This is a genomic window from Leifsonia sp. GW821-FHT13C09, assembly GCF_058806435.1.
The window spans coordinates 167,152-185,444 of sequence record NZ_JBXAPS010000007.1; the positions used below are offsets into that span (position 1 = coordinate 167,152).

The following is an 18,293-nucleotide window of genomic DNA, read 5'->3' on the forward strand; positions in this document are numbered from 1 at the left end:
GGACGGCCCGCTGCGGGATCAGTGACTCAGGCCATCGGCGATTGCGGCTGTCGCGAAAAGCCAGGCCTCGCGGGTACGAGGCTGAAGGGCGTCGATGTCCAGCGTGCCTCCCGACACCAGGGCGGGATCGTGGGGGACATCGAGGACGATACGTGTCGACTGTTCGAAATGTGTGCGCGCTCTGTCGTGCAACAGTCGATCCTCTCGTCCGGACGGGGCAGCGAGCAGGGTGACGGCGTTTCGGACCTTGGCTCCGTGGCCTTTGTCCCGAAGACCGTCGGCCATCCAGACGGCGCTGGCCGCGGTGTCTTCCCGGACGGTGGAGATGATGACGAGTTGGTCGGCCGCGGCGACAGCTGCTTCCCAGTTCGGTGCGCGCATGTTGTTGCCGGTGTCGACCACGATGATCCGGTAGAACCGGCTGAGCGCATGGTGGAGGCGTGCGAACTCGGCGGCGCCGATCGTCGCCGCGCCTGCCGCGGTTTCGTCGGAGGCCAGCACGTCGAACTGCGCCGAGCCCTGGGAGCGCACGTAGCGGTCGAGATCCCCGATTCGCCCGAGCAGGGGTTCGTCGAAGCGGTCCAGATCGGTGAGCAGGTCCAGTGCCGTGCGGGCGTGTCCGGTGCTGTGAGCCCGCCAGCCCATTGTTCCGCGGGTTTCATTGTTGTCCCAGGCCAGCGTGTATCCGCCGCGGTAGATGCCGAATGTGGCTGCGATCAACAACGTCGCCGTCGTCTTGTGAGCGCCGCCCTTGGGGTTGATGACAGCGATGGTCTGCGGACCGTCCAGGCTGGCTCGGACCGACGCTACGGCGTCACGATGCAGCCTCTCCCGCCGTCCTGGAGGCGGGGAGATGACGCCGCCGCTGACGCGACGAATCGCGAATTGCCACCCGCGCTGCGCCGGCAGGCCCGCGGCGACCGGCCGGGTGGCCAAGAAGTCGTCCAGGGTCGGCGTGCGGTCAGGATGCGCGTCGAGTCGTGGCGGCGGGGGCTCCTCGTCGTCGTCGCTCGCGAGGGGTGTTGCCGGGTGTGTCGTGGTCATGAGGGGTACGGCTTTCTGTGACGGCTCCGGGGTTCGGTTGCGGCGGAGCCTGCTGGTGTGGATCACGAACCGTGTTCCGGCCACAGCCAGTCGCTCCGCGACGACGACCAGCCCGGCCAGAGGCAGCAGAAGCAAGAGGATCGAGAGGCACGAGAGCACGAGCGCGGCCGGTTGCCCGGTCTGGAAGGCCGACACCGCGGAGCGGGCATGCTCGGTGATGGCCAGCGCGGTTTGGGTGACGATGACCGGGAGACTCCACAGCAGCCACCCGAAGGAGACGATCAGGAGCGGGATCACGATGACCACCCAGGCGGTGACGATCCGGCGGGCCGCAGGCCGCAGCTCGGCCACCTTGGGATCGACCGGCCGCCCGGGAAGCAGGCTGCGCATGACCGGGCGTACGCGGGAGAAGAGGTCGGGTACTCCGGCCAGGTCGGCCAGCACGAAGTATCCATCCAGCCGGATGGTCGGCGGCAACTGGGCCAGCATCTGCAATTGCATCGCGATGACGAGCAGCAGCAGAATGCCTTGACCGGTGAACAGATACCCGATCCCCGCGGCCAGGACGCACCACACGTTGAAATACAGCCCACCGAGATCGGTGCGCAGCCTCCCGGCGCGGCCGAGCCGGTAGGAGTCGGTCACGTTGGTGAAGAAGGCAGGGAACACCAGGTACAGGCCGAAGCCGATCACGCCCGGTTGCGCTCCCCCGAACCGGCACGCGGTCGCGTGGCCCAGTTCGTGAATCAGTCCCCCCGCCACCAACATCGCATACAGGCCGAGGAGGAGGACGGGGGTGACGAGCGTCTGTTGCAGCGCGGAGGCGGCATCCGCGTTGATCAGCAGCGCGACGTCCAGCGCGACGAAACCGGCGAGGGCCAGCACCACGATCGGAGTCAGGTAGAGAGGCGCCAGCCAGCGCGCAAGCCGACGTACGACTCGGGCGGGGACGATCGTCCCGCGTAGCCGGAGAGCCAGCAGCGGGTCGGCCGTGGGGAGTTTCGCCGTCGTGGGCGCCGCCGCCGCGTCCTCGATCAGGCCCAGCGGGGCGAGCTTCGTCTCGATCACGTGACGCAAGCCGTCGACGGTGAGCCTTTGCCCATAGGCGTCACTGACGTGCTGTGCGATACGGTCGGCCGGCTGACCGTCTCCGGCCGCCTCCAGCACCAGATTGAGCAGGTCCGAGAGCTGCACGACCTGCCCGTCGGGTCGCGCGACCAGACACGTCGACTGGAGCAGCCCGGAGCCCGAGGTGGACCCGAGCAGAGTGACCCCCGCCGCGCGACGCCAGATCGTGGGCCCGTCCTGGGTGACCGATGACGTCATGATCCCCTCCGAACGCGGAGCTCGACTCACGCCGACGGCGGGCATGTCACAGGCTGGTGGACATGTCCGCCGGGTAGCGCTGAGCGTGGCGAGACTAGTGCGTGACCGACACCAAGTGCTGCCATGCTCCGCCGTTCGCGACCGAGCCGATCGTTGCCGCGTTCAGCGCGAGCGCGACGTTGACGCCGACGACCGGTGCGACAGTGATGTTGAAGTCGAGAAACATGGTTTCGCGCTCGGGCAGGAGTTCTGCCGTCTGCGCGTCGAGAACGTCGAATCGGAGTACAGATGCTCCTGGCATGTGTCATGCCCCCTTTTCTGTACGCCCGGCGCCCAGGTCGGGCGCCGGGCACGGCTGGACTTCAGTGGTTGGACTGCGTGACGCTGACGCTCTGCAGGGCGGCGCTGTTCGCCTGCGACAGGATTGTGGCGGCGTTGACCGCGAGCGACGAGTTCGAAGCGTAGACCGCCGCCCAGTTGCTGCCGAAGTTGAAGAACAGTGTCTCCTTCGCCGGAAGCATCTCGACGGACTGGGCCTCGAGCTCAGTGATGGTGAGATTACGCATTACTTTCACCCCCTCCCCGGGTTCTCGTGACGATTCCTCGGGAATCGACTACGGGAAGTAAAGCGAACCCGTCATTACCGAGCCGTTACGCGCGCATTACCGTCTGTCTGAGCTTTCCTATTGACCCACCTGAACGTCGATCGAGCGCTGCGTCAGAGTCGCCCCGGTATCAGAGAGGATGATGGCGGCCAGACGGCTCGCCGTGTCCCCGACCAGTCCCTTCGCATCCTGCCCCCGCACTTGAGCCCGGCCCGGCTTGGCAGCCGGGGCCAGCCGGTCCGACAACTGGCTCTGGATCTGGGCGATCAGCGCCTTCGCCTGCGCCGAGAGGTCACGGCGCAACCCGCCGGCGATCACGAATTGGATCGCCGCCGAGGCCGTGGTGCACTGCGCGCAATTGGCATTCAGGGCCACCGCCCGATTGTTCACGGTCAAGGGTTGTGCCCGCCGGGCGACAACGAGCTGGACGGACACCGCCGATGACGCGCACCCCGAGCAGCTGTTCGACCACGCGGCCGCAGTGTTATCGGCCGAAGCCGCCCCGGCCCCATCGAAGTAGACCACCTGGAACACCGTCGACCGGCCGGCGCACCCATCGCAATTGCTGGTCGCCGTCGAGGAGGCGACCGCTTTCGCGCCGGCGCTTTGCGTCCGGACGGTCCACTGGGCGCTATCGGTCACGGTGGGGACTGCCGACGTCGGAATGGCGGAGGACGCGGTATCCAGACCCGACGATCCTCGTTCCTGTTCACCGACGTGGTGGCTGGGACCATCCGGCGTGGGACTGCCGGGCGGCGGATCGGCCAGGATGACTCCCACCACCATTGCAACCACGCTGACGGCACCGACCACGAATCTGTACATCAGGAACCTCGTTTCGTCTTACCTCATCGACCCGCCTGAATCGATCAGCACGGGTGCCGGTTGGAGCCGCTCCGGCATGCGGTTCACCCCTTCACTTGCGAGGACGACTTCCCGGCGACGAATGCAGCCGGGCAGGATTTCGGGTGACCGTCCGACTTGCCGTCGCCGTGCCTGCCCCGGCGTGCAGGATCTCGGCGAACCGCGGCGAGGGCGCCACGCCCAGTTCGTCCGCGAGCCGGTCGCTGAAATCGCGGTAGGCCACCAGCGCGGAGGCGTTGTCTTCTGCCGCCACCAGCGCACGAACGAGGATCAGCTGTGCCCTCTCACGCAACGGCTCGATGCTGATCGCCAGCCGAGCCGCATCCAGGGCATGGAACAGACTCCCCTGGGCCAGAAGACGGGTGGCCAGAGTCTCCAACGCCGCCAGCCGTCGTTGCTGCAAGCGCTCCCGTTCGTAGAGAACCCAATCGTCGTACCACCCCGGCAGCAACTCCGCGGTACGCAAAACCTCCGCGGCGTCCCAGGCCGGCGCGGCCCCTGGTCGCTCGATCTCGTCGATCAGCCGATTCACCCCGTCGACGTCGACCTCAGTGTCGGTGTTCAGCGCGAGCGGATCGCGGCGGTCAGCGAGCAGCCCCGGCAGATCATGAGAGATGCGGAACACGCTCACCCGCACACTATCGGCGGCCTGCTCCTCGGAACTCTCGGGCCAGAGCAGGTCTGCAAGGACACGGCGTGACGCGGGGCCACGCAAGGCGAGCGCCGCGATCACGCGCTGCTGACGCCGCCCCACGTTCGCAATCTGGCCGTCGAGCTCAAGCTGCCAGAACCCGAGCAACCTCAGCTTCCACGCCGTGTTCGATACCATCACCGAGCTTCCGTGTGTTCACAAGCTTCCGTGTTTTTCACCCGACTAACAGGAAAGCACAAGGAAGTGAACATGACAACTGCTCAGTAGTACGACTCGCGGCGCGCCGCGGCAGTATGAAAGCTTCGCCGGCTGGGTGGCTAGCGCGGTTCGGCTAGCCGGGCGAGCCAGTCCCGGAAGGCACGAACAGCCTGCTCCGAGTCGGCGGTGACGACCGTGGTCGGCTCCGTCGAAAGGTCCTCTGAGAACGTCATCCGGACTCGCAACGCGTGCTCGGGCACGGGCTCCATCCACGCCCTGACGACCAAAGTCGCCTCACCGATCACGCCGGGCGGTGTGTCGTCGTCTATCGCCATAGCAACCGGATGCCTACCGTTCCTTTTCACGATCCGCGCTACTCGGTGAATCGCACCCAGCCTGTCGGGACAGTCCTAGCCTCTCAACTCGACTCTTCCACAGCGTCCCCCAATTCGGAGGACACCGGCTTTTGGCCGGAAAGGACAGAGGAGCTGCACGCTGCCACTTCGCATTTCAACCCGTGGAGAGAAGGCAGGACAGCGGTACCGTGACCTGGCGTGGTGCCGACGCCCGCCCGCGCCTTCATCCCGCTGGAGTGCCGGACAGGGAGAATTGGTCGGCGTTGATGTGGCCCCAGCTCGCCGTGTTGTGGTCGATGATCTGAAGCTGTGCGCTCTGACCGGTCAGGTCCGTCACGTTCCAGCTGGACCAGGAGAGGTGCTCGCTGTTCTGGCCCGTCGTGGTTCGAACGACGTTTCCGCCGACGAGCAGGTTGATCGTCGTCTGATCGTCCGCCTCCCCCGCGGCGGCTCCAGGAACGTCGCTGAACAGGATCTGGTCGACCATCAGGTGTCCCCAGCCGGTCGTCGTCTGGTCCGTGACCTGAATCTGCGCTGTATGGCCGATGAGGTTGTGCACATCCCAGCTGACCGGCGTCATGGTGGAGCTGTTCGCGCCGGTTGCCGTGTTGTGCACCGCGCCGTCGACGATGAGGTTCACAGCGGTGGCTCCGGGCGATCCCCACGGATGGTTGCCGCCGGCCACGAGGAGATCGATGTAGCTCCGGGTGATGGTGAAGGTGGGCGACGTGATGGTGCCCATGGCCCCGTCTCCGCCGCCGACGTAGGTGTCGAGCACCTTCGAGCCGATCTGGCCGGGGAGGTTGTCGGCAGAAGGTCCCTGTCCGGCGAAGTCACCGGTCGTCGTCCATCCTGTGCCGAACGTGCTGCCTTCGAAGTCGGCGAAGACGGTGGAGGGTGCCGGGTGATCACCGCCTCCGGAGAGGAAGTTGAGGAATGGCTTGTCGATGGTGAAGCTGGGTGACGTGAGGGTGCCCGTGGAGGCGTCGCCACCTGCGTAACTGTTGACGAGCCGGTTGCCGATGAATCCGGTCACCGGCTGCTGGTCGGGGAGGGTGCCTGCCGCCGGGCCGCTCCCGAATGCCGTCCCGGTCGTAGTCCAGTCGCCGTAGCCGGTGCTCTCGAAGGTGGCGAACGGGGTGGCGGGCGCTGCGGCGGTGGACACAGTGGCGAACTCCTTGATCGCCAGGTTCGAGAACGTGGCCGATCCGCCGTCCGTGTACAGGGATATCCCGGTGTCGCTCGGAAGGAAGAAGACGTTGTTCGAGAGCACTCGTTCGCCGTTGTCCACGAACACCTCGACGCTGGAACGGTCGACGAAGATCCGCAGGTGCACGGTCTTCGCCGCCGGATCGATCGGCGCTTGGGTGTGCTGGAACGCCGCGCCGAAGTTGTACGCGGACTGACTCGAGCCGGATCGATCGACGTAGATATTGCCCTGGTACACACCGATGTTGGTGTGCCTGGTCTTGTCCGCCGATCGGCCCACGGAGATTCCCACGTTGTTCAGCTGCTGCCAGGAGACGTCGGCGTCGAGCTCGTACGCCGAACCGTGATACCCGAGGTCCGTCGCGCCGTTGACTGTCACGTCCGCCGGATGCACGGTCCGCGTGACGACGTCGTCGAGAGCGGGCACCGGCTGGGAGAGGAGGCTGTAGCTCGTGCCCTGCTTGGTGAGGCTGAGCTTTCTCACGATCGACATCTGCCCGTTGTAGCCATCGCTGGCGTCGGTCGGGACGGAGTTCGGGGCGTAGTTCCAGTTGTTCATCCAGCCGAGCGCGTACCTGCTCGTGTCGGGGTGGTCGTGATCCGGCCAGGACACCGCCGCGTACCAATCCGAGCCGTAGTCCAGCCACTGCGGGTCTCGTGCGTCCGTGGTGAAGCTGGTGCCGTCCCACGTTCCGGTCCAGTAGGCGTAGGTGTCCGGCTGCCCCGAATAGTCGCCCTGCATGCTGCCGGCGAGGACCCAGTGGGTCGTGCCGTCGTCCGCGGTGATCTGGTAGATGTCCGGACATTCGAAGCCGCCGATGTTCGGCGAGGTGTAGGCGAACTGAGACGTGTACGTCCAGTTTTTCAGGTCGGGTGAGGTGTAGAACCACAGTTGCTGCTGCCGGCCGATGACGGCCACCCAGTCGTTGTGGGCCGAATCCCAGACGATCTTCGGATCACGGAACCAGTCGTTCCCGTCCGGGTTCGCGATCACCGGGGCACCGTAGGCGGTGAAGGTGTTCCCGCCGTCCGTCGAGTACCAGAGGTACTGCGACTGCTGGTACCTGTCCCCGCCAGGAGGCTGGGTGGCCAGCACGACGACTGCGCCCGCGCCGAAGCCGGCGGTGTTGCCGGTGTCGACCACGCTCGATCCGGTCCAGACCGGGAAGCTGCCACCGCCGCCGAGCGGGATGGCGACCCCCTGGTCCTGAAAGACGACGTTGTCGGTCGTCGTCGCATGCCGCCAGCCGCCCGGGCTGTTGTTGGGATTGCTGTAGAGGTAGTAGAGGTTGTACTTCCCGTTCGCCCAGACGGGGCGCTGCGGATCGCTGAGCCAGTGATCCGGCGGCGTGAGGTGATACTGCGCACGGAGCGATTGGCCGGGAGGGTTCAAAGCATCGGATGCGGCGGCGGGGGCGACAGCCAGTGCCGCAGCGACCGCGATCGCGGAGAGCGCACCGATGACCCGGCGTCGTCGTGCCCGGGGAAGGTCTTCGTTGACTCGCATGGGTATCCGTTCTTCGCTGAACAGGTAAAACGTTTAACCAGATTTTAGTGGGACCGTGGGCGAGTGGTCAAGCGTTTGAGCGCGAAACTGGGGCCGCGAAATGCAGCTACCCCGCGCGGACCGGCGTCGAGATCGATGACCGGACGATCGGCGGGCAGGCGACCGTGACCAGCTCGTTCGGCCGGTGGTCGTCGAGTCCGAGCAGCAGGCGGACGCCTCGAGCGCCGAGTTCGTAGTGCGGCAGCGCCACCGTCGTCAGGGGCGGTCGCAGGTGGGCGGCGATCACTTCCTGATTGTCGAACCCGACGACAGCCATGTCCTCCGGGATCGAGAGTCCTCGTCGGCGGAGGCCGTCGTAGAGGCCCATCGCGACACGATCGTTGTGGCAGAACACGGCGGTCGCTCCGCTCGCCAGCAGATCTTCCACCGCGTCGTAGCCGCCTTCCTGCTCGGGAAGCGCGTCGAAGACGAGCTCGGGGTCGAACGGGATCCCTGCCTCGGACAGCGCCTGGCGATAGCCGAGCAGGCGGCCCTCGTGCGCGGGAGACGGTGTCGTGGTGTTGATCATCGCGATCCGGCGGTGGCCGCTGTCGACCAGCAGCTGCGTGGCGGTGAGGCCGCCCTGAACCTCATCCGGCACGACCGCGGTGGCGTCATTGGTCGCGGAGTAGCAGTCGACGAGGACGAAGTCGGTCTCCCGCAAGGCGGCGGGCACCTCGGCGGCGCGGTGGTACCAGGTGGAGTAGAGGATTCCGCGGACCTTGTGCTCGAGCATCATCCCGATGGCCTCGCGCTCCGCGTCCTCGTTACCGTCGGTGTTCGCGACCAGGAGGACATAGCCGTGCTTCCACGCCTCGTCCTGGGCGCCGTGGATGATCTGACCGGCGAACGGCGTGGTCGCGATGGCGTCGGCGACGAGCCCGATGAACTTCGAATGCCCGCTGACCAGCGTCTTGGCCAGCGCGTTCGGTCGGTAGCCGAGGTCGCGGATGGCGTCGCGCACCCGCTTGCGGGCGTCGTCGCCGATGCGGGCGTTCTTCTTCTCGTTGATCACCAACGACACCGTCGCGATCGACACTCCTGCCGCTTCCGCGACTTGGCGCATGGTCACCGGGTGCGTCGATTGATGGTTTGTCTCGGACGTCATTGCCCCTCCGATTTCAGCTTACCGACCGTGCGTCAGCCTTTGGTCGCCCCGCTCTCGAGTCCGTAGCGCATGGCCTTGTTGAGGACGAGGAACACCAGCAGCAGCGGGGTGATGGTGACGCAGACGGCGGCGAAGGTCGCCGTCCAGTCGACTTTCCCCATCGCGCCGATGTAGTTCTGCAGCCCGAGCGGGATGGTCTTGAGGCCGTCGGACAGCACGAATGTGTTGGCGAAGATGAAGTCGTTCCAGATGAAGATGCTGTTGACCAGGACGACGGTGACGATCGTGTTCACCGAGAGTGGGAACGTGATCTGCCCGAAGATGCGGTACGGGCCGGCGCCGTCGAGGGATGCCGCCTCGTACGTCTCGCGCGGGATGTACTCGAAGAACGACGAGAACAGGTAGACGGACATCGGCAGAGCGAAGCCGGCGAGCGGGATGATCATCGACTGATAGGTGTCGAGGAGGTTCACCGAGGAGTAGTCGATGAACAGCGGCACGAGAGCGATCTGCACCGGCACGATGATCCCGATCAGGAACAGGCCGCGCACCAGCCTGCTGAACCGGAAGCCGAGGACCTGGATTGCGTACGCCGCCATCATCCCGAGGAACACGATCAGGATGTTGGCGCCCATCGTGACGATGAAGCTGTTCGCGATGTTCAGACCCAGGTTGCCGGTGGCGAAGGCTCTGGCGTAGTTGTCCAGGGTGAACGAGGTCGGCAGGGCGAACGGGTTGCCGGTGGTGAAGTCGTGCTCGGTCCGCACGCTGGTGAGGAACAGCCACAGCAGCGGGTAGACCTGGACGATCACGATGACGACGACCAGCAGCGTGTTCAGCGACCGGTAGACGTTCGGCCGTCGGCGCCTGCGAACGGGGCGGCCTGGCGCGGCCGGAGTCGGTCGGGTCGGTGCGGGGCGGGTGAGCTGGGTGGTCATGCGTCGGCCTTTCGACGGAGGAGCACGTAGATCAGACCGACGGCGACGAGGCATTCGACGACGATGAAGACGGAGATGCTGCTGGCGTAGCCGTAGTTCGTGCTGGTGAAGGCGGTCTTGTACATGTAGGTGGTCAGCAGCTCGGACGACTGCCCCGGTCCGCCGTTGGTGAGCAGGTACGGGATATCGAAGCCGCGCAACGCGTAGGTGGTCGCCATGATGACCGTGGTGATCCACACCGGACGGATGTACGGGAACCGGATCGTGGTGAAGATGCGCCAGGCGTTCGCGCCGTCCAGGCGGGCGGCCTCCTCCAACTCTGCGGGAACGGCGATGAGCGCGGCGTAGATGATCAGGACATAGAGGCCGGTGAACCGCCACCCCTCGGGGATCGACACCGCGGCGAGCACGGTGTGGACGTCGGACAGCCACGGGCGGGCGACGTCGCCGAGCCCCACCCATTGCAGGATCTGGTTGAGCAGGCCCACCGGGTCGGCCGAGTAGATGCGGGCGAACAGGAAGGCGATCGCCACGGTGCTGATCACGGCCGGCAGCAGGTACATGGTCTTCACGACCTCGCGACCCCGGCGCAGGGAGGTCAGCAGGCTCGCGACGACGAGGCCGCCGCCGAGCTGGAGGACGAGGCAGATGAAAAGGTAGCCGAGCGCATTGAAGAACGCGCGCCAGAAAACGGTGTCGCCGGTGAACATGTGAATGTAGTTGGCGAGGCCGACGAACTGGAGGTCGCTGATGCCGTCCCACTCGAAGAAGCTGAGGAACAGCGACTGCAGGATCGGGAACAGCACGGCGATGCAGTACAGCGCCAGCGGCGGGATCAGGAAGACCAGCACCGAGAGCCGGGAACGGCTGGGAAGCATGGGATGCCTTTCAGGGGGTCCGTGAGGGCAGCGCTGGGGGACGCCGCCCTCACGGGACTGGGTTACTTGAAGGCCTTCGGGCCGTTCTGCGCGATGGTCTGGTCCATCGTGCTGATGAACTCCTCCGGCTTGATGTTGCCCTGGACGAGCAGGGTCAGCTCCTGCTGCAGGCGGGTGTTGGAGGTCGGGTCCAGCTGAGTGTCCCACGGCATCGCGATCTTGTCGCCGAGGTTGTTCGCCTGGTCGACGGCCTTCTTGTACAGCGGCGTCGCGTTGTCCGGGATGGTGGTCTGGACGTTCGTCGTCGGCGAGAGGGCGCCCGTCGCCGCATAGAGCTTCGGGTACTGGGTGAGCGCGTACTTGAGGAAGTCGCGCACCAGCGGGTCGAAGGTCTTGGCGTTGACGGCCATTCCGATGCCGGACGGGGAGACGTACTCGTTCGCCGCGGTCACCGAGCCGGAAGTGGTCGGCAGGGTGAAGTAGTCGACATCCGAGCGCACCGACGGGTCGAGCTTGTCGGTGGCCAGGCTGGCGAGCTCCCAGGTGCCGATGTTGTACATCGCGGCCTTGCCGGACGTGAACAGCGCCTGCGCGTCGGAGTATCCGGTGGACGAGAAGCCGTCCTCGAAGCACTTCGCCTGACCGAGCTTGTCGAGCCAGTCGGCCGCCGCCGTGCCGGCGGAGTCGCTGAGCTTGGCGTCGCCCTTCTTCAGCTTCGTGATGTACTCCGGGCCGGCGGTCCGGAACGGGTGATAGGCCATGTAGCGCTCCAGCGGCCACTGGTCCTGGCCGTCCAGGGCGAGCGGGGTGATGCCGGCCTTGCGCAAGGCGGTGCACATGGCCGGGATGTCATCCAGCGACTTCGGCACGGACACACCCGCCTTCGCCAACAGGGCCTTGTTGTACCAGAAGAACTCCTGCTGGAACTCGAACGGGATCGTGTACAGCGAACCGTCGTCGAAGCGCTGGTAGTTCAGCGCCGCCGGCCGGTAGTCGTTGTACAGTCCGATGCTCTTCAGCAGCTTCGCGGCGTCGATCATCTTGCCCTGCTTGGCCAGCTTGGCCGCGAACGGCGTCGCGTCCGTGTCGAACAGCTCCGGCAGCTTGTTGGCCGCGGCGAGGGTCTCGTACTTCTGGATGTAGGACGGCCGGTCCGGCGTCGTGATCAGGTTCAGCGAGAACCCCGGGTGCGTCTTGGCGTAGTCGGCGGCGATCTGCTTCATCGTGGTGATGACGCCGCCGTCGGCGGGACGCGACAGCAGCCAGGAGATCTGCCGGGGCTTGATCGCACCGCTGGGGTTGACGTTGTCGGCGTTGCCGCCGCCTCCGGAGCTGCAGCCGGCCAGTGCGAGGGCGAGCGCCGCAGCGGCAGCGACCGTCCCGAGCAGTTTCTTCATGGTGTCTCCATCTTCTTTGACTGGAATCCGCGATGCGGTTCGGGTTATGGTGCAGGGGTTTCGGCGCGCTGGTACACGTGGAGCGCCTGGAGGGTCGCGCCGCCCTCTCCGGCGAAGAATCCGAGCCGCCCGTCCGGGTGCCCGTAGATGCGGGTGCTCAGTGACACGGAGCTGTCGATCACGGCGACGAGGATGTCGTCGTCCGCGACGATCTCGATGGTGTGACGGCCCGGCGACAGGGTGCAGGGCCGCTCCAGCTCGATCTCGAACGGCACGTCGCCGGAGACGTGCCACTGGGCGTCCCCGGTCTTCTCGCGAGGCCACCGGTCGAACACGACACGACCGCGACGCGGCTCGAGCCGAAGCACGTAGGAGCGGTCGCCGTCGTCGGTCGCCCGCAGCAGGAGGCCGGTCTCGGACGTGCCAGGCTCGATGTCGATCTCCGCCCGCGCGTAGAACGTGTCGGGGAGCTCATCCACCGAGATCGTGTCGACGTAGCCGTCGGGGGCGCTGAAGCCGATCGGAAGAGGCTCGGAGAAGCGCAGCGGGAGCTCCTCGTCGAAGCTCTCCACGAGCTCGTTCGGCAGCCCGAAGGCGAGCGATCCGTCCGGCCGCTGCGTCGCCTCCAGCACGGACGTCGTGCCGGCCCACTGCCACGCCCCGTCGTCCGTCTGTCCTTCTTTGGTGGCGATCCAGCCGAAGAAGAACCGGCGCCCGTCGCGCTCGGCGGTCTTCGCCGCGTAGTAAGCGCGGCCGTCGACGCTGTCGTGGTCGGGGACGATCCAGGGGCCGTCAGGTGTGCGCGCCATGCGGTACCGCGTGGTGAACGACTCGGAGAACTCGGAGTACACCAGGTACCACCAGTCGCCCCACTGGAACACGTCCGGGCACTCGTGGGTGATGTAGCGTCGCGGGTCCCAGAAGGGGGCGACCGGTGCCCACACGTTCAGGTCGGAGGAGCGCAGTTCGGCGATCACGCCGCGGCGTCGCTCGGCGCCCTCCCGGTGACGGGCGGCGACCAGCATCCGCCAGACGCCCTTCTCCTCGTCCCGGAACACGAACGGGTCCCGCCAGTCGGCGGTCTCGTAGCCGTCGGGCGCGCCGAACGTCAGCGCGGGATGCTTCACCCAGGTGGTCATGCCGTCGGCGCTCGTGGCGTGGGCGACCAGCTGGAGCGGGAGGCCGTCGGCGCCGAGACGCTGCGGGTTCTGCGCGGTGTAGAAGAGGTGGACGAGCCCGTCCGGCCCATCGACGACGCTCCCCGTGTACGCGTTGAAGTCCTCCTCGTCCGCGCTGCCCGCCGGCAGGGAGACGCCTCGATCCTCGAAGCCGACGAAGTCGGTCGTGACGACGAGGTTCCACGGAGTGCCCGGCTTGGGCGTCTCCCGCAGTTCGTGCAAGTAGAAGAGGAAGAACTCGCCATCCCTCTCGAACGGGATGATGTCCCCCACCCAACCATCGGAAGGGCGGAAGAAGACGGGGCGTGGCATCGGCGTCGATGACCTTTCTGAATTCGGCGATGAATCCGCTAAAGCGTTTGACCAGCTCACGATAACTCACGCTACACTGCTGGTCAAGCGTTTAAGCACGACGATGTTGTCACGAAAGGGTCACCATGTTCTTTTTGCCGGATTCGTGGGTCTGGGACTTCTGGTTCGCAGACGACGGCGACGAATACCACCTGTTCTTCCTTTACGCGTCGCGCGCCCTCAAAGACCCGGAAGCCCGCCACTACCGGGCGTCGATCGGACACGCCGTGTCCGACGACCTCACCAACTGGACGCGAATCGAAGACGCGCTCGTGCACTCGGACGCGCCGGCGTTCGATGACCTTGCCACGTGGACCGGCTCGACGGTTCGCGGCGCGGACGGGCTCTGGCGGCTCTTCTACACCGGCTCCACCCTCGCCCCCGACGGGCACAAGAACATCCAGAGCATCGGCGCCGCCACCTCATCCGACCTGCACACCTGGACGAAAGCGACCACGAACCCCCTGCTGACCGCCGACGGGCAGTGGTACGGGACGCTCTCCGAGCAGTGGCACGATGAGGCCTTCCGCGATCCGTGGGTATTCGCGGACCCAGCGGGCGACGGCTGGCACATGCTCATCACCGCCCGAGCGCGGACCGACGCCGACCCGTACACGCGTGGTGTCGTCGGTCATGCCACCTCCCCCGACCTCGACCACTGGCGACTGCACGAGCCGCTGACCGCTCCCAGCCCGAACGGTTACGGGCAGCTCGAGGTGATGCAGACCGAAGTCGTCGAGGGGCGCCCAGTGCTCCTGTTCTCCTGCCTCGCCGAACACGCCAGCGTCGCGCGACGGGGCCACACCGGGGGAATCTGGGCCGCCCCGGCCGAAAGCCTCATCGGCCCGTTCGACATCGACGCGGCCTACCCGCTCACCGACGACCGGCTCTACAGCGGCCGCCTCGTCCGGCACAGGGACGGCCGCTGGGTGATGCTCGCGTTCGAGCTCACCGGCGACGACACACCGTTCGTCGGCTCGATCACCGACCCGATGCCGGTCCGGTGGACGGACCGCCGGTTGATCGTGGCCGAACAGCAGGCGGTGCTGCCGTGACGATCCCAGCGCCTACTCCGCCCCGGCACGCACGACGGCCGGCTGCACTGCGGCCACCTGGAGCTCGGCACGGTGGTCGAGCGTGCTCGTCACTTCGACCGACCGCACTCCCCCGCGAAGGAACGTCAGCGCGGACAGCGACCTTCCGTCGGCGCTGAAGACTTCGACGGAAGCGCGGTCGACGACGATTCTCAGCCGCACCTGACCGTCGTCCGGCGTCAGGGTCGCCGACGAGGCCTCCCGGTACTCGCGTTTCGCGTGCGTGGTGCGCGCGAAGCTGTCGTGACCGCGATCCAGCGTGAGGCGATGCCCCGGCGAATCGTAGGTGAGGTCCGTGTGGGCGCCGTCGTCGCCGGTGAGCCGGAGGCTCACGTGGCCGCGAGCGGCACGGTCGCCCTGATTCACCTGGAGGTCTGCGACGAACGCCGCGGCCGGCGCTGCGAGCTTCGACGTCGGGGAGCCCGTGTCGACTCCGACGGAGGCGGTGCGTCCTGTCGCTTCCGCCGCGGTGGAGGCCGGTCGGCTGGTCAGCCGAGGGTGTCCGCTCCCGCTGGTCAGCCGGAGCTCTCTCGGGATGGTGTCCTGGCCGCCGTGCCAGGCGGTCGTCGGAAGGTCGGCCGCGTACGCCCAGTTGTTCATCCATGCCATCGCGTAGCGATGCGCGTTCGTGGTCGGGTCGGCCCAGGTGACGCCGGCGTAGAAGTCCGGTCCGTCATCGAGCCACTGCGGGTCGGCCCGGTCGGGTGTGAAGGTCGACCCGTCGAACCGGCCGGTCCAGTAGGCGAGGCCGGTGGTGCCGCCGGTCGCCGACCGGTTCGCGCTCGCGGCGAGCACCCAGACCGGTCGGTGCGGGTCGCCGTCGAGGTCGAGTTGGAAGAGGTCCGGGCATTCGACGGTGCCGATCCCGTTCGTCTCGACACCGGACCGATACGTCCAGGAGCGCAGGTCCGTCGAGGTGTAGAAGCCGAGCTTGCCGCCCTCGGCGAGGACGAGGACCCACCGGTCGGCTGCGCTGTCCCACACGATCTTGGGGTCGCGCCAGTCGGTGACGCCGGGGTTCTGCATGATCGGATTAGCCGCGTCTGAGGCGAAGTGATAGCCGCCGTCCGTCGAGTAGAACAGGGACTGCCGCTGGACTCCGTCCCCCTGCTGCGTGACGATCGCGATCACGGCGCCCCGGCCGTGGCCCGCCACGCCGTCACGGTCGACGACCGCGCTTCCCGTCTCGATGTCGCCGAGACCGTTGGTGTACTTCTGGATCGCGGTCCCGCGGTCGGACCAGTGGACGAGATCCGGGCTGGTGAGGTGTCGCCATTCGGTCCCGTTCCCGCTCGGATAGTCCTTGTTGTAGAGGTAGTAGAAGTGCCAGAGCCCGTCGAGGTAGAACGGCCGCTGCGGGTCGTTCATCCAGTGGGCGGCAGGGGTGATGTGGAAGTCGGGGCGATAGGGCTGCGCTGCCGATGACGGCGAGGCAGGCGGTTTCCGCACGCCGGGCGTGGGGCTGAGCAGGCCATGGAGCACGGCGAGCCCGCCCGCGAGGAGCAGCACCGCCAGCGCGACGAGGGCGATCACCCGCAGTGGCGCCCGGTATCGCTTCTCGGGAAGGTTCGGCTCATGATCGTGCACGTGTGCTCCTTCTCGGTTTCTCTGGCACGGGAAGGACGTCGGCGGCCGATTCGAACTGGGACTATACACGGCTGCGGCGGCCGAATCCAACGAAACCGCCCAGGGTCCCCCAAAGACCTGACACCGTTGTCACCCGGAATGTGAACATCCCGTCAAGTTCTATGAATTGCATTTGACATCGTTGTCAATCGTTCCCTAGCTTGTCACCCGTCGTGGGGGCATTCCCGCTCCCTCGCGATCACCTCCTATCGAAGGACTGAACCATGAACACAGAACCGACCACGCGTCGCCCCCGGCGACTGCGGCTGACCTCGGCCCTCGTGGCCGCGGCCGCACTCGGCGGTGTCGCGCTTGCCGCGCAGCCCGCATCGGCGGCGAACTCCTTCCCTCAGCCCACCCCGCACAGCCAGCAGGCCTACGACCCCACCGCGAACTTCACTTCGAAATGGACACGTGCCGATGCCCGGCAGATCGCCGCGCAGTCCAACCCCTCCGTCCCGGCCGGCGCGAACTCCCTCCCGCCCGCTCAGACCATGCCGACCATCCCGGGTGACTTCCCCGACACCAACCCGAGCGTCTGGGTCTGGGACACGTGGACGCTGACGGATGAGCACGCCAACCAGATCAGCTACAAGGGCTGGGAGGTCATCTTCGCCCTGACCGCCGACCGCCACGCCGGGTACAGCTTCGATGACCGGCACACCCACGCGAAGCAGGGCTTCTTCTACCGCAAGGCGGGCATCCCCGCCTCGCAGCGTCCGGCGAACGGCGGCTGGATCTACGGCGGGAACGTGTTCCCCGACGGCGCCACCGCTTCGGTGTTCGCCGGCACTACGCACACCAGCACTGCCGAATGGTCGGGTTCCACGCGTATCTTCCCCGGCTCGACGATTCGGGCCTTCTACACGGATCTCGCGTTCAACCACGACGCCAGCGGCAAAGACATCACGCCCGCCGACGCACGGATCATGCAGTCCGTCGGGAAGATCCACGCCAACAAGGACCGGGTCTGGTTCACCGGGCTCGACAAGCAGTTCCAGCTGCTTCGACCGGACGGAAAGAATTACCAGAACGGAGCGCAGAACAACTTCTACAACTTCCGCGACCCGTTCACCTTCCAGGACCCGCAGCACCCCGGTAAGACCTACATGGTCTTCGAAGGCAACACCGCCGTCCAGCGCGGCGCCCACACCTGCACCCAGGGGGACCTCGGCTATGCCCCCGGCGACCCGAATGCGGAGAGCCTCGACCAGGTCCAGAACTCCGGCGCCACCTACCAGCAGGCGAACGTCGGCCTGGCGGTCGCGGACAATGCCGACCTGACGAAGTGGCACTTCCTGCCGCCGATCCTCTCGGCGAACTGTGTGAACGACCAGACCGAGCGCCCGCAGATCTACATCAAGGACGGCAAGTACTACCTGTTCACCATCAGCCACCGCAGCACGTACGCGGCCGGCGTCGACGGCCCCGACGGGGTCTACGGGTTCGTCGGCAACGGCATCCGCAGCGACTTCCAGCCGGTCAACGGCAGCGGTCTCGCCCTCGGCAACCCGACGGATCTGAACACTCCGCACGGTTCGCCGTTCGCGATCCGCGCCGACGAGAACCCGAACGCGTACCAGTCGTACTCGCACTACGTCATGCCCGGAGGACTCGTCGAGTCCTTCATCGACGCCGTCGGCCCACGTCGTGGCGGCTCCCTCGCCCCGACCGTGAAGCTGAACATCAGCGGCGCGAGCACCGCGGTCGATCGCAGCTACGGCAACGGCGGCCTCGGCGGCTACGGCGACATTCCCGCCAACCAGGCGTACCGCTCCAACGGGCTCGACGCCGCCCAGAACGCGCAGGACGACCAGCAGAAGTAACCGGGACGCACCATCCCACCGTGGGGGGGGGGGGGGGGGGGGGGGGGGGGGGGGGGGGGGGGGGGGGGGGGGGGGGGGGGGGGGGGGGGGGGGGGGG

15 protein-coding genes are annotated in these 18,293 nt (G+C 66.9%); 2 read left to right on the forward strand and 13 right to left on the reverse strand.

The annotated features are described in order from the left end of the window. Positions 1 to 18: 18 nt before the first annotated feature. From AC1ROW_RS19190 to AC1ROW_RS19245, 12 genes are all read right to left on the reverse strand, one after another. Positions 19 to 2,370, reverse strand: a complete 2,352-nt coding sequence (locus tag AC1ROW_RS19190) for a hypothetical protein (RefSeq protein ID WP_493020819.1) — start codon at positions 2,368 to 2,370, stop codon at positions 19 to 21. Positions 2,371 to 2,464: 94 nt separating this feature from the next. After that, positions 2,465 to 2,671 carry a hypothetical protein gene (locus tag AC1ROW_RS19195; protein ID WP_493020821.1) on the reverse strand — a complete coding sequence of 69 codons (207 nt, stop codon included), beginning with the start codon at positions 2,669 to 2,671 and terminating at the stop codon, positions 2,465 to 2,467. Positions 2,672 to 2,732: 61 nt separating this feature from the next. Next, on the reverse strand, positions 2,733 to 2,936 hold the full coding sequence (locus AC1ROW_RS19200; protein WP_493020823.1) for a hypothetical protein: 204 nt from the start codon (positions 2,934 to 2,936) through the stop codon (positions 2,733 to 2,735). Between the two features lie 117 nt (positions 2,937 to 3,053). Beyond that, positions 3,054 to 3,800: a hypothetical protein gene (locus tag AC1ROW_RS19205; protein ID WP_493020825.1), complete on the reverse strand. Its 747-nt coding sequence runs from the start codon at positions 3,798 to 3,800 to the stop codon at positions 3,054 to 3,056. 91 nt (positions 3,801 to 3,891) lie between these two features. Beyond that, complete coding sequence (locus AC1ROW_RS19210) at positions 3,892 to 4,668, reverse strand: AfsR/SARP family transcriptional regulator (protein ID WP_493020852.1); 777 nt, start codon at positions 4,666 to 4,668, stop codon at positions 3,892 to 3,894. A gap of 140 nt (positions 4,669 to 4,808) precedes the next feature. Beyond that, positions 4,809 to 5,024, reverse strand: a complete 216-nt coding sequence (locus AC1ROW_RS19215) for a hypothetical protein (protein WP_493020827.1) — start codon at positions 5,022 to 5,024, stop codon at positions 4,809 to 4,811. Positions 5,025 to 5,268: 244 nt separating this feature from the next. Then, positions 5,269 to 7,761 (reverse strand): glycoside hydrolase family 32 protein, encoded by a 2,493-nt coding sequence (locus AC1ROW_RS19220; RefSeq protein ID WP_493020829.1) that lies wholly within the window; start codon positions 7,759 to 7,761, stop codon positions 5,269 to 5,271. Positions 7,762 to 7,867: 106 nt separating this feature from the next. Beyond that, complete coding sequence (locus tag AC1ROW_RS19225) at positions 7,868 to 8,908, reverse strand: LacI family DNA-binding transcriptional regulator (RefSeq protein ID WP_493020831.1); 1,041 nt, start codon at positions 8,906 to 8,908, stop codon at positions 7,868 to 7,870. A 32-nt stretch (positions 8,909 to 8,940) separates the two neighbouring features. Next, the gene (locus AC1ROW_RS19230) at positions 8,941 to 9,846 is read right to left on the reverse strand and encodes a carbohydrate ABC transporter permease (protein ID WP_493020832.1); all 906 of its coding nucleotides are present in this window, start codon (positions 9,844 to 9,846) and stop codon (positions 8,941 to 8,943) included. Further along, on the reverse strand, positions 9,843 to 10,724 hold the full coding sequence (locus AC1ROW_RS19235) for a carbohydrate ABC transporter permease (RefSeq protein ID WP_493020834.1): 882 nt from the start codon (positions 10,722 to 10,724) through the stop codon (positions 9,843 to 9,845). The genes AC1ROW_RS19230 and AC1ROW_RS19235 overlap by 4 nt, the downstream gene beginning before the upstream one ends. A gap of 62 nt (positions 10,725 to 10,786) precedes the next feature. After that, positions 10,787 to 12,121 (reverse strand): ABC transporter substrate-binding protein, encoded by a 1,335-nt coding sequence (locus AC1ROW_RS19240; protein WP_493020836.1) that lies wholly within the window; start codon positions 12,119 to 12,121, stop codon positions 10,787 to 10,789. Positions 12,122 to 12,165: 44 nt separating this feature from the next. Continuing rightward, complete coding sequence (locus AC1ROW_RS19245; RefSeq protein WP_493020838.1) at positions 12,166 to 13,611, reverse strand: glycoside hydrolase; 1,446 nt, start codon at positions 13,609 to 13,611, stop codon at positions 12,166 to 12,168. A 125-nt stretch (positions 13,612 to 13,736) separates the two neighbouring features. Here AC1ROW_RS19245 and AC1ROW_RS19250 point away from each other — a divergent pair, with 125 nt between their 5' ends. Continuing rightward, the gene (locus AC1ROW_RS19250) at positions 13,737 to 14,705 is read left to right on the forward strand and encodes a glycoside hydrolase family 68 protein (protein WP_493020840.1); all 969 of its coding nucleotides are present in this window, start codon (positions 13,737 to 13,739) and stop codon (positions 14,703 to 14,705) included. Positions 14,706 to 14,717: 12 nt separating this feature from the next. Here AC1ROW_RS19250 and AC1ROW_RS19255 read toward each other — a convergent pair whose 3' ends face one another. Next, complete coding sequence (locus AC1ROW_RS19255) at positions 14,718 to 16,331, reverse strand: glycoside hydrolase family 32 protein (RefSeq protein WP_493020842.1); 1,614 nt, start codon at positions 16,329 to 16,331, stop codon at positions 14,718 to 14,720. A 263-nt stretch (positions 16,332 to 16,594) separates the two neighbouring features. Between AC1ROW_RS19255 and AC1ROW_RS19260 the strand changes: the two genes are divergently transcribed. Next, the gene (locus AC1ROW_RS19260; protein ID WP_493020844.1) at positions 16,595 to 18,196 is read left to right on the forward strand and encodes a glycoside hydrolase family 68 protein; all 1,602 of its coding nucleotides are present in this window, start codon (positions 16,595 to 16,597) and stop codon (positions 18,194 to 18,196) included. The last annotated feature ends 97 nt before the right edge of the window (positions 18,197 to 18,293 follow it).